Origin of the sequence: Phormidium sp. FACHB-592, assembly GCF_014695795.1 — a bacterium.
Taxonomy (GTDB): Bacteria; Cyanobacteriota; Cyanobacteriia; order Leptolyngbyales; family Leptolyngbyaceae; genus Stenomitos.
The window spans coordinates 75,871-94,297 of the sequence record NZ_JACJOZ010000044.1 but is presented as its reverse complement, the minus strand read 5'-3'; the positions used below and the strand labels follow the sequence as shown (position 1 = coordinate 94,297).

The following is an 18,427-nucleotide window of genomic DNA, read 5'->3' as shown; positions in this document are numbered from 1 at the left end:
GCTTGACAACCCCATCCTAGCTAGGAATGCCAGCCAATCCTGCTTAAGTTCTAGATGTTAGAGAAGTGCCTTAAGACTGGGCACAAGCTAGAGCCTCAGTTGCTAAACCTGAGCGACGATCACACCCAGTTTCAAGCGGTCAGCTACAGTTTTTGGTAAAGAGTCTAACTTCAGCACGACAGCAAGGTGCTCTGACAAGGCGTTGCAGTAAAGCATTAAGTGACCAGGCTTTAGCTCTTAACGCTTTATTGCTCATTCAGTGCTCATGGAGAGGCTGTAACGGCGCGTCTAACCCATTGACTGTAGGAGATGTCTTTAACCATTGCTGTAAGGGTTGATTTAAGTGAAGACGACACACTTAACAGCTCACCGTAAAGTGCCAGAAACTTGATCCGTAGCCTGCGTTCTGTAGGGTTTTGCTCGTTTCCTACTTGCGTAAGGGCATCTGATTTCAATGGGTAAACCTAAGTAATCGAGCCTCATGCACGCTAAACGATCCTGCGAAATTTTAGAGATTAACGTTAAAGAAGTAATCAGCTAATTGGCTGAACTATATGCTGCTTTTTCGTAAATACTTGAGCGAAAAGAAAAGCAAGGATACCTTGAGGGCAAAGCCTCCACCCCTTCTTAGAGACAAGTCCGTCCAGGCTGCTAGATCATTTAATCTAAGGTTCAATCCCTCGCACTCAGCAGTTTGGAGCGCAAGTAGTACAGTTTGGCTATCGAATCGCTAACCTACTGCGTCTCTACTTACTGCGTCCTCAATACTTACTGCGTCTTCAACAGTGCTGAGTCGATCGCACGTGGATAGATTAGCCACGCCCGTTCGTAAGGGTTAGTCAGCGTTTGTACCAGAGGCGACAGGTCGCTCAATTCCTGCAAGCCTGCGGCGGTATGACACTTGATGCCACGCTGGTAAAGGGTATAGCCACGGCTTAGAGAAATTTGCAGCCCTGCATAATAAGTTGCGTCACCGTTCACTGTGCCGAGCCTCTGCTGGACGCTTTGCAATAATGCCTGTCGATCGTTCGTATCCAGATGGGTGACATCCAGTGTTTTGGGCAGATCGCGATCGATAAACTGTCGGCATAGATCGCTCAAAATGGCATCGGTGCTACTTTGCCAACGTTGCAGATGGTAAGTGAAAACGCCATCATCTGCAGCAAGATATTGGTTTAAAGGTAGGCGATCGCAGTTGCCCATCAACCAGGCTTTGACCGTGTCATCGGCTTCTAGCAAGCCCTGCTGTAAGCATCCACGAGCCCGCACAAACGCTTGCTGCAATACCCAACAGGCAGCGATGTTTTTGGGATGGTTGTAAACCTGGGCATACATAAAATAGCGCACGATCAAGTAATGCTCAACCGCGGTCATGCCTTTACGGGCGACGACAAGCTGCTGCGTCACCGGGTCATAGCGCATTGCCATGAGAATGCGCTCGAGGTCTATTTTGCCGTAGGATGCCCCCGTAAAGTAGCTGTCGCGCATCAGGTAATCGAGGCGATCGCAGTCAAGTTGGCTTGACACCAGTTGCCAGACTAATGGGATTGGATGTTTCTTGAGATAAACCTGGAGAATTTGCTCAGTTAAGTCTGGAGCTACAGTATCCAACGCTGACCGAATAGGTGCTGACTCCTGTAAAATGCGCCCCGTCCAGTGTTCGTGATTGCTGCCAAAAACTTCTTCGCCCGTATGACTAAAGGGACCATGCCCAATGTCATGCAGTAGCGCAGCGCAGAGTACAACCGCACGATACGGTTGCAGTTGGGGATAGACGCTGGCAAGACGATCAAATGCCCGACGCGCGATTGCTAGCACGCCAAGCGAATGCGTAAACCGTGAACTCTCGGCTCCATGAAAGGTAAGACTGGCTGAACCTAACTGCCGAATCCGTCGCAGTCGCTGAAAGGCAGGCGTATCAATAAGACGGATAAGTGCCGCTTCGATCGGATCGCTACCGTTGAGTGCGATCGCTCCGTGGAGCGGATCGTGATACGTGCGCTCAGTACTAAACAGCACCCGCCACCATTGAATGTGTGGTCAACAGCTCTACTGCCGCTTGGTATTGGCGGTCAGCGGGTGTACCGACTTGAGCACCAGTAATAGGGTCAAGCGGCACTGTAACATCGGGCTGAATACCTTGCTTATTAATGTCAATGTGACCAGGGGTTTCATACTTCGCCACGGTGACAGCCAGACCAGAGCCATCTGACAGGTCAAAGAGCGATTGAATCAACCCTTTTCCGAAGGTTTTTTCGCCTAAGATAGTGGCGCGCCCGTTATCCTTCAAGGCTCCCGCCAAAATTTCGCTAGCGCTTGCCGTGCCCTGGTTAACCAAAACGACGAGCGGATCGTGCGTCAATGCCTTCTCTGTCGCATCAAAGCTACCTTGAATGCCTTGGCGATTGACGGTGTAAACGATCGTCCCTTTATCCAACCAAAGACGGGCAATCTCAACCCCCGCTTGCAGCAGCCCACCAGGGTTATTTCGCAAATCAAGGATGTAAGCGTTAGCGCCCTGCGTCTCCAGACGAGTCAGCGCGTGGGCAAACTCAGCCGTTGCATTGGCGTTAAATTGACTCAGGCGAATGTAGCCGATTTTGGCAGGCTCATCCGTATTCGCAGGTGTAGATTGCAGCCTCAAATCGGCATAAACTGGGTTAAGTTCAATACGATCTCGCACAACCTTAAAATCTAGCAGCGCCTCTTCCCGCTGAATTGTCAACATCACCTCGCTACCGATCTTCCCCCGCATTCGTCCTGCCGCGTCATCTAAGGACAGCGCTTCAGTTGAGGTGCCATCAATGCTTACGATCGTATCTGCTGGCTTGATGCCTGCGCGATCGGCTGGAGAACCAGCGACTGGAGCAATCACGCGCAATTTGCCAGTCTCTGGGTCAGAGGCAATCTGCAACCCAACTCCCGTTAATTCGCCAGATGTATTCGTCTGTAAGCTTCGGTATTGCACCGGCTTCAGCAACCGCGTAAAGGGATCATCCAGGCTCGCCAACATTTTCTGGATCGCTGTATACGTTTGCTCACGATCGCTCAGCGGTTGCTTAAATGCCTTTTGCCGCACCAGCCACCAGTTCTGCTGATTAAACGTGTCATCAACATAGGCGCGATCGACCAGCCGCCAAACTTCTGCTAAAAGCTTTTGCTCTTCAGTCAGCGCGTTTGCTTGCGGTGCTGACCAACCCAGCACTATCAAAACTGCCAAAAGGACAGCCACTAGCCGTCCTGTCCAGGAGGTATGTTTACTCATAGTGAATAATCTTAACCTCAGCAATGGAGTGTCTGCTACCCATAGCACGAGTTCAATCGCTTTAGGCATGGTACAAGTGGAGCAAAAACCGCCTACAGTAGCGCCGCCTAATGACCCTTTAATCACGCTGTTCTCAACAGCTGAACGATCGCCAAGACTATTGTCTCAGGCAACGGTTTGCTTTAGAAAACTTCATCCTGTCTTAAGTATTTAAACTAGCAAGTAAGCAGAGCAACAAGTTGAGAAGACGCTGACACAGCCCCGCGTTAACACAGGAGGCTGATTCACTTTGCGTATGAAATCCAGCCTGCGTCTGTGTTACATTCTTTAGGAACAGCAATACATTTTTTTAGGAATTCTTGCTTCATGTTCACTAAGCAGGTGACCGGCTCGAAAACATTCCAGTGGTTCGAGGAGCGGCTAGAAATTCAAGCACTTGCAGACGATGTTTCTAGCAAGTATGTCCCTCCCCACGTAAATATTTTTTACTGTTTGGGCGGCATTACGCTGGTTTGTTTTCTCATCCAGTTTGCCACTGGGTTCGCTATGACGTTTTATTATCGTCCAACTGTTGCTGAAGCGTTTGACTCTGTTCAGTACATCATGAACGAGGTGAGCTTTGGCTGGTTGATTCGCTCGATCCATCGCTGGTCTGCCAGCATGATGGTCTTGATGATGGTACTTCACACTTTCCGGGTTTATCTAACGGGCGGTTTCAAAAAGCCCCGCGAGTTGACTTGGGTGACTGGCGTGATCCTTGCTGTTATCACAGTTTCTTTCGGCGTGACTGGCTACTCGCTCCCCTGGGATCAGATTGGTTACTGGGCAGTCAAGATCGTTTCTGGTGTACCTGAAGCGATTCCAGTTGTCGGGGTACTGATTTCTGACCTACTCCGTGGTGGTTCCAGTGTTGGTCAGGCAACTCTGACTCGCTACTACAGCGCTCACACCTTCGTCCTGCCCTGGCTGATTGCGGTGTTCATGCTGCTGCATTTCTTGATGATTCGCAAGCAAGGTATCTCTGGTCCTTTGTAATAGTTGCTCCTTTGAGGGCAAACTATCTACGCTAGCGACCTTTGTCTACCTGCTTCCATCCCTCTGCTGACTTCAGAACAAAAGGAGAGTGACTTTAATATGGCAACGGTTAAAAAGCCGGATCTATCTGATCCTCAGTTGCGTGCCAAGCTTGCCAAAGGTATGGGACACAACTACTACGGTGAGCCTGCATGGCCCAACGATTTGCTTTACATCTTCCCAGTCGTTATTCTGGGGACGATCGCGCTTAACGTTGGTTTGGCAGTGCTTGACCCAGCGGCAGTTGGCGAACCCGCTGATCCCTTTGCAACCCCGTTAGAGATTTTGCCTGAATGGTATCTCTACCCCGTATTCCAGATTTTGCGTACTGTACCCAGCAAGCTTTTGGGTGTGGTTGCTATGGCGTCAGTGCCCCTGGGGTTGATTGTGATTCCTTTCATTGAAAACGTTAACAAGTTCCAAAACCCGTTCCGTCGTCCTGTGGCAACAACGGTATTCCTTGTTGGTACTTTGGTGACATTGTGGCTGGGTATTGGTGCAACTTTCCCTATTGATAAGTCTTTAACGCTCGGTCTGTTCTAGATCGCTCGTTGTTAGACTGTTTGTAACACCTGTTTGGTTCCTGCTTTGGCTAACAGCTAACTAGGAATTAGATAGGTGTTATTTTTAGGTTTAATTATTTTTATCTCACGCTGAGAACTACTGCTAGCAGTGCTTTCGCTTAAGGGATTTCTTTAAAGTAGGGTTTTCTACCCAAACTTTTGGGGGTTTTCTGCTTAGGCGCTGGGGCAGTTTCTGATTAGGATGAGAGTATTCAAAACAACCTTGTGCAGGAGACTGCGGTGAACCAGGATAGCTTTAAGAATTTCCAAATCGGCTTTGCCGAAGTTAGTCGTTTCCTTTTGCCCTTTGCGGTGATCTGGCTGCTGGGGGCAATCGGTCTAGGCTGGCTCGTTAAATCATTTTTTATCCTGGTTGGGCTGATTTTGATAACGCCTGTGATTGCGTTTTTTGGCTTTCGCTGGTGGCTAAGGCGCAACCTAATTCAGGCAGATTGTCCGGTCTGCCAGTATGAATTTGTTAGCCTCAATCAAACAGAGTTTAGTTGCCCCAATTGCAATGAACCGCTGAAGGTAGAGGGTGGAAGCTTTCATCGTCTGACACCACCGGGAACTATTGATGTCAGCGCTGTCGAAGTGTCAGCTAAAACGCTCGAGGATTAGCACCAGAGCCGCGAGTCTTTCAGGTTGGGCGCTAAACCTACTGTTAAAATGTTGACTTAAACGAGTAAGGATTAGCGCAACCTTTACTTGTCAAGTGTTTAACTTTTCTTTCAGCACAAAGCCGGGATGTTTTACGAAACATCTCGGCTTTGCACTGAAAGTTTTGAAGCAATCTCTGTTTAGCTGCGAGAAATTGACAGTGTATAAGAGTGTTGACCCTTGGCACGATCGCCAACATAGACTGAGTAAGTGCCTTTAGTCCACCGTCCAGGAATAGTAACTTTACCATTAGAGTAGCTGTCGGCTGGCACGCAGAAGTCCTGCCCAGAGCTACTACGAATTAGTAAGGCAGGCTGACCAGAGGACTGCAACGTAAACTGCAAATTGGCATCTTCTGCCACCTGGATGACGTGATTCGGTGCCGAGGCAATGAAGCCAGCACAGCCCTTACTATCTTTTTGGCTACCACCCGATGTCCCGTTGAGTTGAACGGCAGGTGAACTAGAATTAATTGCGACTGCTTGACTAAGAGCAGGTGAGGCGGTTCCCAGTGCGACTGCTAGTGCCACAGGTATACCGAACCAATAGTTGAAGGTTTTCATTTGACTCCTCTCTGCCGATATCTGAAACACATTGATGAAGCGATCGCTCAGTAGCTTAGTGCATTGCAATTAAGAGAGTAAAAGGTGTCACCTGTTAATTCGTCTTATGCTATGAAACGATGCAATACATTTAGTATTACAAGGAACGGCAGAACTAGTCGGGCAAGTGTACCTGTTGACTGAGTGGCACTGATAGCCCAACCTGTAACATCTATCACTTAGGGGCAAATGGGTCTTGCAAACCTTGTAACCTTTACCCAGGTTGCCGATACTGCTCGATTAGCGTGGGCAAGTGATCGTAGCCATCCACGCCGATCGCAGCAATAAGTTCAGGGCGGAGTTGGGCAAGCGTTGGCGCAAAGGCATCGCCCATTTGCCCTTGAAGGATGGTCAATAGCCCGGCGGGTTGTCGCCAATCACGAGAGGCAATACTTTCGAGGAAATACATACCCAAGCAGCCCGTATATACCGCTCTGCTAGTGTCTTGCAGCCGATAGTACGCTTCTGCCAAATATGCCAGGTTTAGCCCTTGCAGGTATAAATCTCCAGCAACCTGAGCCGCTTTAAGCCCTTCGGCAAGATACTCGATCGCCGCTTGTGGTTGTTCTAGCACCACATGAGCAATCCCCAGGCTGTTAAAGGCAAAGGCTTGACTTTGGCGATCGCCCATCTGTTCTGCCAGCTTTAAGCCTTGCTGCAAATAGCTGATGGCGGCTTCGTAAACCTCTGCTTCGGCTTGCTCTAGCTGTTGTGCCTGAAAAACTTCGCCATAACCGAGATTAACTAGGGCGTTGGCTTCGCCCAGTCGATCACCGACCTGACGACTGAGAATGAGTGCCCGTTGACTGTAGTTAATTGCTTCCCTATAGTTTTTTTGAGCTACGCAGGTGCGACTAAGGTGGTTAAGGTTCGCGATTTCGCAGGGACGATCGCCTGCCTCTGCTGCAATTTCTCTGGCAATGTCGTGAAATTCCTTCGCCCGGTCGATCTGCCCTTGCGCCCGTTCCGAGGAGCCGATCAGAGTGAGAATGCGTGCTTTTTCTTGAGTACCCTCTGCCCGTTTTAGTGGCTCATCGAGATAATTCACCACGCTTCGTAGCTGGCTGCCCGGAAAGGATGCAAACACACCGCCGTACAACGGAAAGTAAGGACGCTGGGCAAACGATCGCAGAATTTGCAGTGTCATTTGGAACGCCCCCTCCGCAAATTGGCTTTGATGGAACGAGTTAAGTGCCGTTGCCTGATTAAAGCCTCGTGCCAGTTGCGACCAGAGGATAGAAAATGCCAGAAAGGTCGAGATCGATAGCTTCGCGCCGACTTTGGCATCGTAGACAAGGCGATCGAACCAGGCAACCAGCCCTTGTTGGATGTATTGCAAAAGAATGACCAGTTCCACCCAGGTGCTACTCTCCAAAGTGGGCATCTGGGCAACGAACTCGCTGACTGACTCGTTGCGCGCGATCGTCTGAAAGAGCTGGATCAACTGGGGTTGCGTCAGTTGCTTTGACCATACCGTCCATGGATCGCTCTTGCCTGACGTGCTAGCAAAACCGAGCGTCTGCTCTTGGTCATAAATCCAGCTAACGAGCTGACTTTGAACCCGCTCCCACGATGCTAACCCCCGACTGATTCCCATTGCCAACTGGTGGAGTTCTTGCTGTACGGTACTATCGCTGGTAGCGTCACCCTGTTGCTGAAGCACTTTAGCAAGCTGTTTAAGCTGCGTCGCGTTGAGGCATTGAGGCTGGTTAGGGTCGATCGCCCGCAAAAATTCTGGCAGTCGCTGCGCTGCCTCCGCCGTAGTGATTTTCTGCATGACACTGGCGATCGCTTCGGTTGCCTGGTTGTGTTGCTGCCAGCGCTCCCACTCACCCTGAATCGTTTGGAGTGCTCTGCGGCTGCGAGCCGCTTTTGCCTGCTTCAACTCATTGGTTTCGGCATCAAGCTGTGCCTGCACGCGATCAACGTACTGTTGTAAACAGCGCTCAAAGAGTTCACCAGTGCCAACACTGACCCCTTCTACCAGCATTTGGTAGACCTGTTCTTTTGACCGAATGTTGCCCTTTAGAGTCATTTGCACAATCTGATCAAGCAGTTGCAGGTAGCGATCAGGCGAAGGAAGCGTCTCTGACATAGCGCTAATCTGACAGGAGGACATCGCCGATCGCTAACAGCGCCCAGCACACTTAGTTTAATCAAGTCTGTTTACTTCTCGACAACTAAACGCATGATTACTGCTGCAAGGCTTGCTTTTTACTATCGCTTTACTGCCGTTTAATGCGGCGGCGATGGGTATCCCGCCATCCTGCCCTCATCTATGAAACATTGCTGCCGCTTTGATCCCCTGAATCGGGCAAATAAGTGCTTCAATAGTAAAGAACTGGGCTTAAATTGAAGCATTGCATAAAGCCCTTGCTGGTGGGCGTTAAGGAGTAACCACATGAACCATCTCAAGCGCGTCAGCTCCAACAAGCAAACAGCAACCCTCTGGCAAGGCAGTTTGACGCTGCTGGGTAGTGCTGCATTCGCTGTTGGTATCACGTTGGCTAGCTCTTCAGCCGTCATGGCGCAGGCTGCTTATGGCAGTTATGTGGGTGCAGGCGTGGCAGTGGGGTTAAGTGATGGCGACGCAGGTGGTGAACCGAGTCGCACGTCCGGCGTGATTGCGGCTCGTTATAAGTTTCTTAAGCTGCCAGTTTCCATTAGAGCCCAGGCGCTGGTTGGTCGGCGCACTACGCTCGTTCCAACGGTCTCCTACGACTTCCCAATTAACTGGCGTACTGATGCCTATATTGGTGTTGGCGCGGCTGTGCCTCTAGATGACGATCGCACTACACCCTTAGGCAACAAGACCAGTTTTGCGATTCAACCCGGTATCGACTACGTATTGCCTAACAGTCAGCTAGTTGTCTTTGGTAATGCAGTCATTGCTTTTGATGCCTACCGGCAGGGTGGCAATAATGCTACATCGGTTCAAGCAGGCGTCGGGTTACGGTTCTAACGCTACTAGCAGTCTTGAATAGCCTAAATGCAGGTGAGACGCGCAATTCCGTTGTTTTTGAAACGGCTTGCTCTATCTCCTTGCATAGGTGCTTAAAGCTTAAAAACCTGAAAAGCTAGATCTTTCATCCTTAGTAATAAATAGTGATAAAGGATGTGAACGTTCTTATCTTCTAGCTTTTTGAATCAAGGGTCAATTTAGATGCAGCAACATTGGAGCGCAACTAAGCGCGGCTGACTATTGATTTGGGTGATTGCTCAGATGTTTTGGGTTCAGCAGGGTTAAGCGATCGTGGCTCCAATGGCAACGCTACTGTAAAGGTCGTGCCCATCCCTTTGTCGCTGCAAACCTGAATCCGTCCCTGGTGCAACTCCACGCACTTTTTGACGATCGCCAGCCCTAACCCTGTGCCCTGGATGCTGCCCACGTTACCACAGCGATAGAACGTTTCAAACAAATGTGTTTGGTCTTTAACGGGGATGCCAATGCCCTGGTCTTGGATCTGAAAAGTTGCAGTGCCATTTTCGCAGTAGAGCTTGAACTGAATGTTGCCTCCCTCCGGCGAATACTTGAAGGCGTTGGAAAGTAAGTTTGTGAGAATATGCCGCAACAAAGCAGCATCCATCACTACATTAGAGCAGTTACCTTGAGGGGTAAACATGATGGTATGACTGTCGCTGTGACTAAACTGTAAGTCTTCAGTAATCCCAGTACAAAGCTTTACCAGGTCAACGGGTTCTGGTCGATAACGCAAGCCAGCTTCGGTGCTGCCCAATAGTAAGACTTCATCTAGCAATTGCGTAACTTGATGAATAGCTGTTTTAATGCGGTCAAAGTACTGCTGGCGCTTTGCTTCCGTTAAATCCTCACCGAAGTTTTGTAACAGTTCTACAGCTGTGCGAATCATCGTCATGGGGGTACGAAACTCATGCGATGCCATAGAGATAAAGCTTGACTTAAGCAGATTGAGTTCTTGCTCTTGTTCTAAGGCTTTGAGCATACTTTGCTCGCTGTTTTGCAGGCGTTTCAGAATATGCCCACGCTCAATGCCATACCGGAGCGATCGCGCTAAAAGTGACGGTGTAATTTGTCCTTTGACCAAATAATCCTGCGCTCCGCCTGCCATAGCTTGCAGTGCCAGTGTCTCATCATCCATCATCGTCAACACAACGACTGGAACATCAGGTACACTGGCGCGAAAATCAACTAAAGTATCTGCCTCATCAGAATCGGGCAGACGCAGATCGAGCAGCACAATATCAACTGTATGTGTAGAACAGGCAGTAATGGCACTGCTGAGGCGCTCGACGTGTATTAGTTCCCATTGCAATCCCTCTAGACGCAGAAAAAAGTGGCGCATTAAATCAGCGTCGGTCGGGCTATCTTCTACTAAAAGGACACGCTTCGATACTTCGTCCATAAGGCTGCCTCACCGCAAAGCGTGCTGGCTACGTTCAAAATTTTTATACTGTTGCAACCTGCCGCAGGGCTTTGGTGCTATCTCTTTACTCGTCCTACTACCTTGCCCGCAGAGAACAGGTGTTGCATCCGTAGATTTACTATCATCTTTCTGCACTCTGATCAAACTCTGTAAAGTGGCCAGCGCTTAGGTTGGCGGTAGTTTGACGGCTGCCAGCCAGAAGTTGCCGATTAGCTGCACTACCTGCATAAATTGCCGGACATCAAAGGGTTTAGTGACATAACAGTTAGCGTTGAGATTATACGAACGGAGGATATCTTCCTCACTGTTAGAGGTAGTAAGCACCACAACTGGAATCCGCTTGAGGTCAGGATCGGCTTTGATCTCTGCCAGCACTTCGCGACCATCCATACCCGGTAAGTTTAAATCCAGCACAATGAGATCGGGGCGAACCTCATTGGCATATTCACCCTCCTGGCGCAGGTATTCCATTGCAGTTTCGCCATCTTCAACCCAGTGCAGGCTGTTAGCAATCTTGGCTTGCTCGAAGCTTTTGATCGTGAGATGGGCATCACTAGGAGAGTCTTCAATCAGCAAAATCTCGATCGTGTCCAACGGCTGTAGGGTCATGGTAGGGAATGGTGAAGTAAAAAGTTGTTCCGGTTCCTGGTTGTGATTCTGCCCAGATGTGCCCACCGTGGCGATCGACAATCTTCTTGCAAACGGCTAACCCGATGCCAGTACCAGGGAATTCTGTGCGGGTATGAAGCCGCTTGAAAATTTCAAAAATCCGTTCAAGGTAACGCGGCTTGATGCCGATACCATTGTCGTGAATAGAGAATAACCAGGTGTTTTCGGAAGGGTGGGATGATGTTTCAAGTTGGGGTTTCTCGCTGTCCCCTCCCTCATGCTCCCTTTGCTCCCCTTTCTCCTTCTGCGCTTCCGCTCCCTTCGTTCTCCTAGCGCTGATATGAACCCTAGGGGCATCATCGCGACAGAATTTAATTGCGTTACCAATCAGATTCTGTAGGAGTTGGGTTAACTGAAGTTTGTCGACTGTAATGGTTGGTAGTGGGTCGGAGGTGACAAGCGCTTGACGTTCAGCGATCGCGACTTGTAGGTTACTGAGCACCTGGTCAAGCACGATGTTGCTGTCAATGGGTGCAAACACAAGGTCACGAGTACCAACGCGAGAGTAGTGGAGCAGGTCTTGGATCAACTGCTGCATTCGCTTCCCGCCGTCTACAATGTACTCGGCGTATTGCTGTGCTGAAGCATCAAAGTGGGTCTGGTAATCTTGCATCAGCAGTTGGGTATACCCAATGACGGCTCGCAGCGGCTCTTGTAGATCATGCGATGCAATGTAGGCAAACTGTTCTAACTCTCGGTTAGAGTTTACTAGCTCGTCGTTTAGCTGCTTTAATGCTGTTGTGCGTTCCTCCACTTTTATTTCAAGCGCTTCATTCATGTTCAGAATTGCTTGTTCTGCTAGCTTGCGCTCATTAATGTCAGCGATCAACGCAAAGTAGCCCTGTACTGCTCCCTGCTGGTTAATGTCAGGTAAGTAGGTCGCACTCACCCAGCGCTTCTCATCATTTTTATAGGTGATGAGACTCTCGTAGGTAGCAGTTTCACCTGACAGCGCATGCTTAACATAGGGCTTAATGCTTTGATACGCCTGCTCGCCTAATACCTGGCTCAGGTGCTGTCCCTGAATGTCTGTCGAGCTACAGTCAAACCACTGTTCGTACGTCTGATTGTGGAAGCGAAAGCGCTGGTCGACATCAATGTAAGCAATCAGGACGGGCAGCGCATTGGTGATAGTGCGAAGTTGCTTTTCGCTCTCTAAGAGTGCCTGCTCTACTTGCTTGCGCTCAAGCAGTTCGCTATGGAGTAGTGCGTTTACCTGAGAGAGTGCGGCTGTGCGCTCCTGTACTCTTGCTTCTAATTGCTCATTTGCTTGCTGCAGGGCTGTCTGGGCACGTTTGCGATCGGTGATATCAAACAACGTTGATCGGCTCATCAAAAAATCACCCTCTGAGCCTTTAATCGCAGTGGCGCTCAAGCTAACGGGCAGAATGGTGCCATCTTTGCGAACCAGTTCAAACTCAATATCACTGATCCAACCTTGCTGCTTGAACTTGGAAAAGTGTTCCTGAAACGCCAGCGCACTGTCGGGTGTTGCCAAATCACTAAACTTCAGCTTGTGTAAGACTTCATCACGGGTATAGCCTAGCCAACTTAGCTCAGTATCATTGATGCGGCTAAACGTACCTGTCGCATCTAAAGAGTGGTAGCCGCAGGGAGACTGATTATAAAGGTCGTAAATCTCTTCTGCATATGTTTGCAAGGCGGCTTCAGCGCGCTGTCGAATGCGAATTTGCAAATGGAGCAGCAAAAAGACCCCCATCAGCAGACTGAAACTTAAAAGGTAGCCAGACCCATTGACTCTAATTGCCTGCTGCACGCTGTCATCTGTCGCCGCTTTACGTAACTGCAACAGTCGACGTTCCTCGTTCTTCATTCTGTTGACCAAGAGTTGCACTTCTTGACCCAGCAGTAAGTTTTGCTTAGCAAACGCAGCTTGCCTTGCTTCGTTCGACGGTCCCTTTTGTACTAGGGCGATCGACTGTTGAGACAGGTCAACACGTTTTGCAATCACCTGTTCCAGTTCTGTAAGTTGTTGTTGTTGCTGTGGGTTATCGCTCGTTAACCGTCGAACCTCTCGAATGCCCTGTCCGGTTCTCTCTAGCCCAGCTTTATAATCAGCCAAATATGTCTTTTGGCGGCTGACTACATAGCCGTAACGCCCACTTGCAACTGTGATGTTACCGTCAAAGATTTTGTCTAGCCCTTGCAGCACTTCATAGGTATGCTCAACCCATTGCCGACTCGCAATTAGTCTTTGGACGCTCAAGTAGGAACCTGTAGCCACCCCACCCAGTACAAGCAGTGCCAGAACAAAACCGCCTGCAACCAGTTTTTCAGCCTGTCGTTTCATGGCAGCGGTTCCCGTTCAGCTTGAGGTGTCAGCTTACCAAAGCAGACGTTGAAGATCCTTCAGGGTTATTACTGATATGGGGGCTTCTGCTCTGGATGCCAAGCAGTAGTTACTAGCAGCAGCTTCGTTGCCTATACAGTTAATGTGTGCAACTTAGTGACAGAAATTCATCCGAGCAGTCAGCTCAACTTGATCGAACTTATGGCGATCGCTCCAATTAGTCTGATAGCGTAAAACGATTCGCGTAGCCTTGATAGACACGCCAACGTTCTAATTGCTATAGCGATAATCGTGCTAGAACCAGCTCAATTTCTAATTAAGTTCTGATGTACGATCGGGATGACAGGATTCGAACCTGCGGCATCCTGCTCCCAAAGCAGGCGCGCTACCAAGCTGCGCTACATCCCGTTACTCTCCAAGCTTAATCAGTATAGCTTGTCTGTCCAGTTTTTAGCCTTCAGTCGTAAATCTCATGCTGACCGCTCAGTCTGGATACCAGAACATCCCTTTAATGCCTTCCGGATCTGACATAAAGCCTAAATTTCGGTAAAAATCTACTACTTGCGGGTCGGCAAATAGAGTAATGTTGCTTATGTCTTCACTCCGCAGCTTTTTGATGACCTGCTTCATCAGCGCCTTGCCAAACCCTTTACTCTGAAAGTCTGGATGCACTACCACATCCCAGATTGTCGCGTTAAAGGCGTGGTCAGACGTGGCTCGTGAAAAGCCGATCAGTCGTCGATGGGAACCTTGCTGCTCCCACATTGAAACAACAAGAAAGCTATGCTGAATCGCTTTCTTGACTTTTCGTAAGGGGCGGCGTGACCAACCAACAGCATCACACAGTTCTTCTAGCTCATACAGGTCAATTTCCCGGTCTGTGCTGAAGAAAATACGAGAACTGGGGCGATCGCCAGCAACCTTACCGATGTAGTCCTCCATTTGCATCGCCTGAGGTGCAGAGGACGCATCAGAACTGCTAAACAGGCTTTTCCAAAAACCCATGCAAACGTGGTTAAGGTAGTAAAAGTTAAATCACAGTAATGAATAGTATACGCTCTGAACCCTTTTCTCGTCCGTTTTACGCTGCCAGATTCAGCAACACATCAGCATCCCTTTGAAAAAATAACGGTAAAGCTTGGAAATGTCTTGAGCATTGACCTAAAGTTAAGTTCTTAATGGCAGGCGATCGCTCCATCACGCAGCAGGTTCTCACCCCACAAACGAGTGTTTCGATTATGGCGCTGGGCTTAAAGTCATCGACGCTAGAACTGTTAAAGCGCTTCAATCGAGCGTTTCCCCAGTTTTATGAGCAGTTTGTCAGCAGCGAGATTCAACTGCAAAACTTGCGGCTGGCATACCACCTTTACAAAACTAAGCAAGCCGTTATTGAACTGAAGCAAGAAGGCAGCAAGAGTGCCCTCCATTTTGCCTACCGCAATCAATCCTTTCTCCTCAGCGATATTTTTGGCGTGCTGGCTGCCTACGGGCTAACGATTCATAGCTTGAGTCTGTACGGTCAGATTTACCCGCCGATGCTGGTTTTCATTAAGCTGATTGTGTCGCGCAGCGGGAAGGCACTGACCGAGAAAACTGCCGAAAATGTCTGTCGCGCTATTCGAGAAGCGCTAGCAGGGCGCTTTGAAGTCGAGGAAATGCTGGCAGTAGAGTTTAATCTCGATGCGGGGTTGGAGCAGGTCGAAACTGAGTTTTACGTCGATCCAGTGTTCCACCTACCAGCTTTGCTGATTGAAGCTGACAACCAGCCGGGGCTGTTCTATAAGGTTATGTATGCCATCTGGCAGGAAGATTTGCTAGTAGTAAATGCCAATTTGCTGGTTTGGCGTGGTCGCACTCGCCTGATTCTCTATTTGCTAGGTCCTAACGAGAGCCTCATTCCGGAATATCTGGGGCAAAAGATAGCGGAAGGGGTCAAGCAGAGGTTGTTGGGCAGACGGTTTTAGGTAAGGCTATTGAGGAAAGGCTAAAGGCTGAAGGCTAAGGGCTAAAATTTGCTCCTTTAGCTTTTGGTCTTTATCCCTTCTCTGCGCCTTTTCCTGATCGAGTTACGATGAAGCTATGCAGACGATCGCAATTTTAGGAGCGCCTCACGCTTACGATCTGACGGCTCCGACTGCCTCAAAGGCTACTCTGGTCTTTATTCATGGCTGGCTGCTCAGTCGTTCTTATTGGCAACCGCTTATTGAGCAGCTGTCGCCTGACTATCAGTGTTTGTCTTACGATTTGCGGGGTTTTGGTGGGTCGCAACCCCGTCCAGAGGCACCGTTGGCTCAAGCCGTTGCTGGTTACGGTTTGACTGACTATGCTAACGATCTGGCACTGTTGCTAGAGCAATTACAGCTTGAAAATGTTTGGTTGGTCGGTCATTCGGTTGGCGGTAGTATTGCCCTTTGTGCTGCTGAACAGTTGCCACAGCAGGTAAAAGGTGTGATTTGCCTGAACTCAGGTGGTGGTGTTTATTTGAAGGCAGAGTTTGATCGCTTTCGGGCGGCAGGACAACAGTTGGTCAAACTGCGTCCGCGCTGGCTTGGTCAGGTGCCGTGGCTGGATCTACTGTTTACACGAGTAAGTGTGGTACAGACGATCGCGCGTCGGTGGGGACGACAACGGTTGCTTGACTTTGTGGCGGCACAGCCAGAAGCTGCCCTAGGGCTGTTGCTGGATTCTACTACCGAAGCTGAAGTCCATCGCTTACCGCAAGTGGTGGCTAGACTCAAGCAGCCTGTTTACTTCATTGCTGGGGCACAAGACCCCATTATGGAACCGCAGTACGTGCGCCATCTCGCTAGCTTTCATCCTCTGTTTAAAGGGTGTGGAGCGAACGTTGCTGAAATTGCTAACTGTGGGCACATGGCGATGCTGGAGCAACCAACGGCTGTGGTGGCTCAACTCCAAGCCATTCTTGCCCAGTATGATGCATCAGGCGTTGCAAGGTAGTTGAGGAAAAAGAATGCTGGTTTGGTTCATGCATGGAGCGTCAGTAAGGGAAAGCAGCTATGCTGATCCACTACGATCGCATATCATCAGCGCGTTTCCTGATCAGGGGTTAGCGCTACCAGAGTTTTACTCTTGCTTTTGGGGCGATGCACTTGGTCGCACCGATCAACTGTGGGGTTTGATTCAGCAGGACTTAGAAGCGTTCCGGTGGGATCATCCTCAGATTGATCTGGATGATGTCTTTCACTATCGCCAGCGTCGAGAACAGTTGATTAGTGGGTTCTTTAACGATATTTTCAATTATCTGAACACTCAGCAAGGGCGCGAAGTCCGGCGGCTCATTGCGGTGCAGTTTCTTAGCTTTTTGACCGAAAACCCTTTTGAGGAAGACCTGCATATCGTGGCGCATTCGCTAGGAAGCGTGATTTTGTGGGACATTCTCTTTTCTGAAAATTTTGATGACTCTGATCCGGCGTTTTACATTCGTCATGCTATCAAGGGGCTGAGTGGGCACAGTAACGGTCGTAAGGTGAAGCTAAGAAGTGTCACCACGCTCGGTTCGCCAATCATTATTTTTAGCCAGTTTTTACGCATCAACGGCGATCGACTGAAAGCGTTTGCCAGTCGTTATACGGCTGAACCACTGCGTTGGGTGAATGTGATTCATGCGTCGGATGTGTTTGCCTATCCCATCCGTGCCAGCTTAGAGCTAGACAACTCAAACTTGTACTTTCAGGATCATTACTTGGGCGATCGCAGCTTTTTCAAGAAGCAAATTGGGGATGTCACGATGGCGCTGGGACTGCTGGCTGACCATAGCCGCTATTGGCGCAGTAGCAGAGTGGCGCGAGTGGCGATCGCCAACCTGCTTGGTGATTACCCTGCCCTAGAGCAAACCAGCCCCATTTTGGAGTTTGGCGAATCTGATTGATCCAGAAGCTCAGGTTGAAGAAAGACCGTACTTCGCCCTCCCACCATCCATGCCTTGGCTAAGTGTTGCTCCGTCAGGTTCTTCTTACAGCAACGATCGCTTAACGAACCGTTAAAGATACTTCTGGAGCAGCAAATTTAGCTTTTCCTTTGTTGTTGCCGAAATTTTGTCGAGTGGAGTGAGAATGGCATACTTGAGCGCTGAATGAGCATCCGATGTAGGCGGATGCTCGGTCAGGCGGCGGACGGTTTCTTGAATGACTTTCTGAGCGTTGACAGCATTGCGCTGAAGATTGGCAATCACCAGATCAACAGTCACGCTGTCATGATCGGGGTGCCAGCAGTCGTAGTCGGTTACAAGCGCTAACGTGGCGTAGGCAATTTCTGCCTCTCTCGCCAGTTTTGCTTCTGGCAGGTTGGTCATGCCAATGATGGTTGCACCCCAGCTTCGATACAGATGCGATTCAGCTTTGGTGGAGAAAGCGGGACCTTCCATGCAAACGTAGGTGCCACCACGATGGAGGGTGCTATCAGTAAGGTTGAGGCTGGCGACTGCATCAGCTAGGACGGTTGCCAGGTTGTGACAAACGGGATCGCCAAAACCAATGTGGGCAACAATGCCATCACCAAAGAAGGTGGAGACGCGATTCTTGGTGCGATCGATAAATTGATCCGGCACCACCATATCCAATGGCTTTGCTTCTTCCTTCAGCGAACCGACTGCCGAGGCGGAGATCAAATACTGCACGCCCAGGCTTTTCATCGCGTAGATGTTGGCGCGAAACGGCAACTCTGATGGTGTGAGATGGTGATTTCTGCCGTGCCGTGCTAGAAACGCAACCCGTGTGCCGTCGATCGTTCCCAGAATAATCGCATCAGAGGGTTTGCCAAAGGGAGTGTCGATCGCCACTTCTTCTACATCCTTGAGCGCGTCCATTTTATAGAGTCCGCTGCCGCCAATAATGCCGATCGCTGCCTGAGACATGGGGGTT

General features: G+C 49.6%; 16 protein-coding genes and 1 tRNA gene. 7 read left to right on the top strand and 10 right to left on the bottom strand.

The features are described 5' to 3' along the window. Positions 1-768: 768 nt before the first annotated feature. Complete coding sequence (locus H6F86_RS11575) at positions 769-2,019, bottom strand: HD domain-containing protein (protein WP_190448749.1); 1,251 nt, start codon at positions 2,017-2,019, stop codon at positions 769-771. Then, entirely contained in the window at positions 2,009-3,265 is a 1,257-nt protein-coding gene (gene ctpA, locus H6F86_RS11570; RefSeq protein WP_190448748.1) for a carboxyl-terminal processing protease CtpA, read from the bottom strand. Before ctpA ends, H6F86_RS11575 begins: the two co-directional genes overlap by 11 nt. A gap of 366 nt (positions 3,266-3,631) precedes the next feature. On the opposite strand from ctpA, the gene petB reads away from it, so the two are divergent. The 3 genes from petB to H6F86_RS11550 all read left to right on the top strand — a co-directional run bounded on the left by petB (position 3,632) and on the right by H6F86_RS11550 (position 5,523). Further along, complete coding sequence (gene petB, locus H6F86_RS11560; RefSeq protein ID WP_190448746.1) at positions 3,632-4,300, top strand: cytochrome b6; 669 nt, start codon at positions 3,632-3,634, stop codon at positions 4,298-4,300. Between the two features lie 99 nt (positions 4,301-4,399). Then, positions 4,400-4,882: a cytochrome b6-f complex subunit IV gene (petD, locus tag H6F86_RS11555; protein WP_190448745.1), complete on the top strand. Its 483-nt coding sequence runs from the start codon at positions 4,400-4,402 to the stop codon at positions 4,880-4,882. A gap of 245 nt (positions 4,883-5,127) precedes the next feature. After that, positions 5,128-5,523: a hypothetical protein gene (locus tag H6F86_RS11550; RefSeq protein ID WP_347240176.1), complete on the top strand. Its 396-nt coding sequence runs from the start codon at positions 5,128-5,130 to the stop codon at positions 5,521-5,523. 179 nt (positions 5,524-5,702) lie between these two features. Here H6F86_RS11550 and H6F86_RS11545 read toward each other — a convergent pair whose 3' ends face one another. Both H6F86_RS11545 and H6F86_RS11540 read right to left on the bottom strand, forming a co-directional pair. Then, on the bottom strand, positions 5,703-6,125 hold the full coding sequence (locus H6F86_RS11545; RefSeq protein ID WP_190448743.1) for a hypothetical protein: 423 nt from the start codon (positions 6,123-6,125) through the stop codon (positions 5,703-5,705). A 253-nt stretch (positions 6,126-6,378) separates the two neighbouring features. After that, positions 6,379-8,259, bottom strand: a complete 1,881-nt coding sequence (locus H6F86_RS11540; RefSeq protein WP_190448742.1) for a tetratricopeptide repeat protein — start codon at positions 8,257-8,259, stop codon at positions 6,379-6,381. A gap of 306 nt (positions 8,260-8,565) precedes the next feature. Here H6F86_RS11540 and H6F86_RS11535 point away from each other — a divergent pair, with 306 nt between their 5' ends. Then, positions 8,566-9,126 (top strand): porin family protein, encoded by a 561-nt coding sequence (locus H6F86_RS11535; protein ID WP_242033477.1) that lies wholly within the window; start codon positions 8,566-8,568, stop codon positions 9,124-9,126. Positions 9,127-9,349: 223 nt separating this feature from the next. Here H6F86_RS11535 and H6F86_RS11530 read toward each other — a convergent pair whose 3' ends face one another. The 5 genes from H6F86_RS11530 to H6F86_RS11510 all read right to left on the bottom strand — a co-directional run bounded on the left by H6F86_RS11530 (position 9,350) and on the right by H6F86_RS11510 (position 14,552). Then, the gene (locus H6F86_RS11530; protein WP_190448741.1) at positions 9,350-10,546 is read right to left on the bottom strand and encodes an ATP-binding protein; all 1,197 of its coding nucleotides are present in this window, start codon (positions 10,544-10,546) and stop codon (positions 9,350-9,352) included. Positions 10,547-10,732: 186 nt separating this feature from the next. After that, complete coding sequence (locus tag H6F86_RS11525; protein WP_190448740.1) at positions 10,733-11,176, bottom strand: response regulator; 444 nt, start codon at positions 11,174-11,176, stop codon at positions 10,733-10,735. Next, the gene (locus tag H6F86_RS11520; protein ID WP_190448739.1) at positions 11,133-13,547 is read right to left on the bottom strand and encodes a PAS domain S-box protein; all 2,415 of its coding nucleotides are present in this window, start codon (positions 13,545-13,547) and stop codon (positions 11,133-11,135) included. The genes H6F86_RS11525 and H6F86_RS11520 overlap by 44 nt, the downstream gene beginning before the upstream one ends. A gap of 334 nt (positions 13,548-13,881) precedes the next feature. Further along, positions 13,882-13,955 (bottom strand) — tRNA-Pro (locus H6F86_RS11515). Between the two features lie 75 nt (positions 13,956-14,030). Beyond that, a complete protein-coding gene (locus H6F86_RS11510; protein WP_190448738.1) occupies positions 14,031-14,552 on the bottom strand; it encodes a GNAT family N-acetyltransferase in 522 nt (173 codons plus the stop codon). Between the two features lie 233 nt (positions 14,553-14,785). Between H6F86_RS11510 and H6F86_RS11505 the strand changes: the two genes are divergently transcribed. The 3 genes from H6F86_RS11505 (at position 14,786) to H6F86_RS11495 (ending at position 17,436) form a co-directional block, all read left to right on the top strand. Then, positions 14,786-15,511, top strand: a complete 726-nt coding sequence (locus H6F86_RS11505; protein ID WP_190448826.1) for a hypothetical protein — start codon at positions 14,786-14,788, stop codon at positions 15,509-15,511. A gap of 115 nt (positions 15,512-15,626) precedes the next feature. Continuing rightward, positions 15,627-16,505: an alpha/beta hydrolase gene (locus H6F86_RS11500; RefSeq protein WP_190448737.1), complete on the top strand. Its 879-nt coding sequence runs from the start codon at positions 15,627-15,629 to the stop codon at positions 16,503-16,505. A gap of 13 nt (positions 16,506-16,518) precedes the next feature. Further along, a complete protein-coding gene (locus H6F86_RS11495; RefSeq protein WP_190448736.1) occupies positions 16,519-17,436 on the top strand; it encodes a hypothetical protein in 918 nt (305 codons plus the stop codon). Positions 17,437-17,547: 111 nt separating this feature from the next. Here H6F86_RS11495 and H6F86_RS11490 read toward each other — a convergent pair whose 3' ends face one another. After that, positions 17,548-18,420 carry an S-methyl-5'-thioadenosine phosphorylase gene (locus H6F86_RS11490; RefSeq protein WP_190448735.1) on the bottom strand — a complete coding sequence of 291 codons (873 nt, stop codon included), beginning with the start codon at positions 18,418-18,420 and terminating at the stop codon, positions 17,548-17,550. Positions 18,421-18,427: the final 7 nt, after the last annotated feature.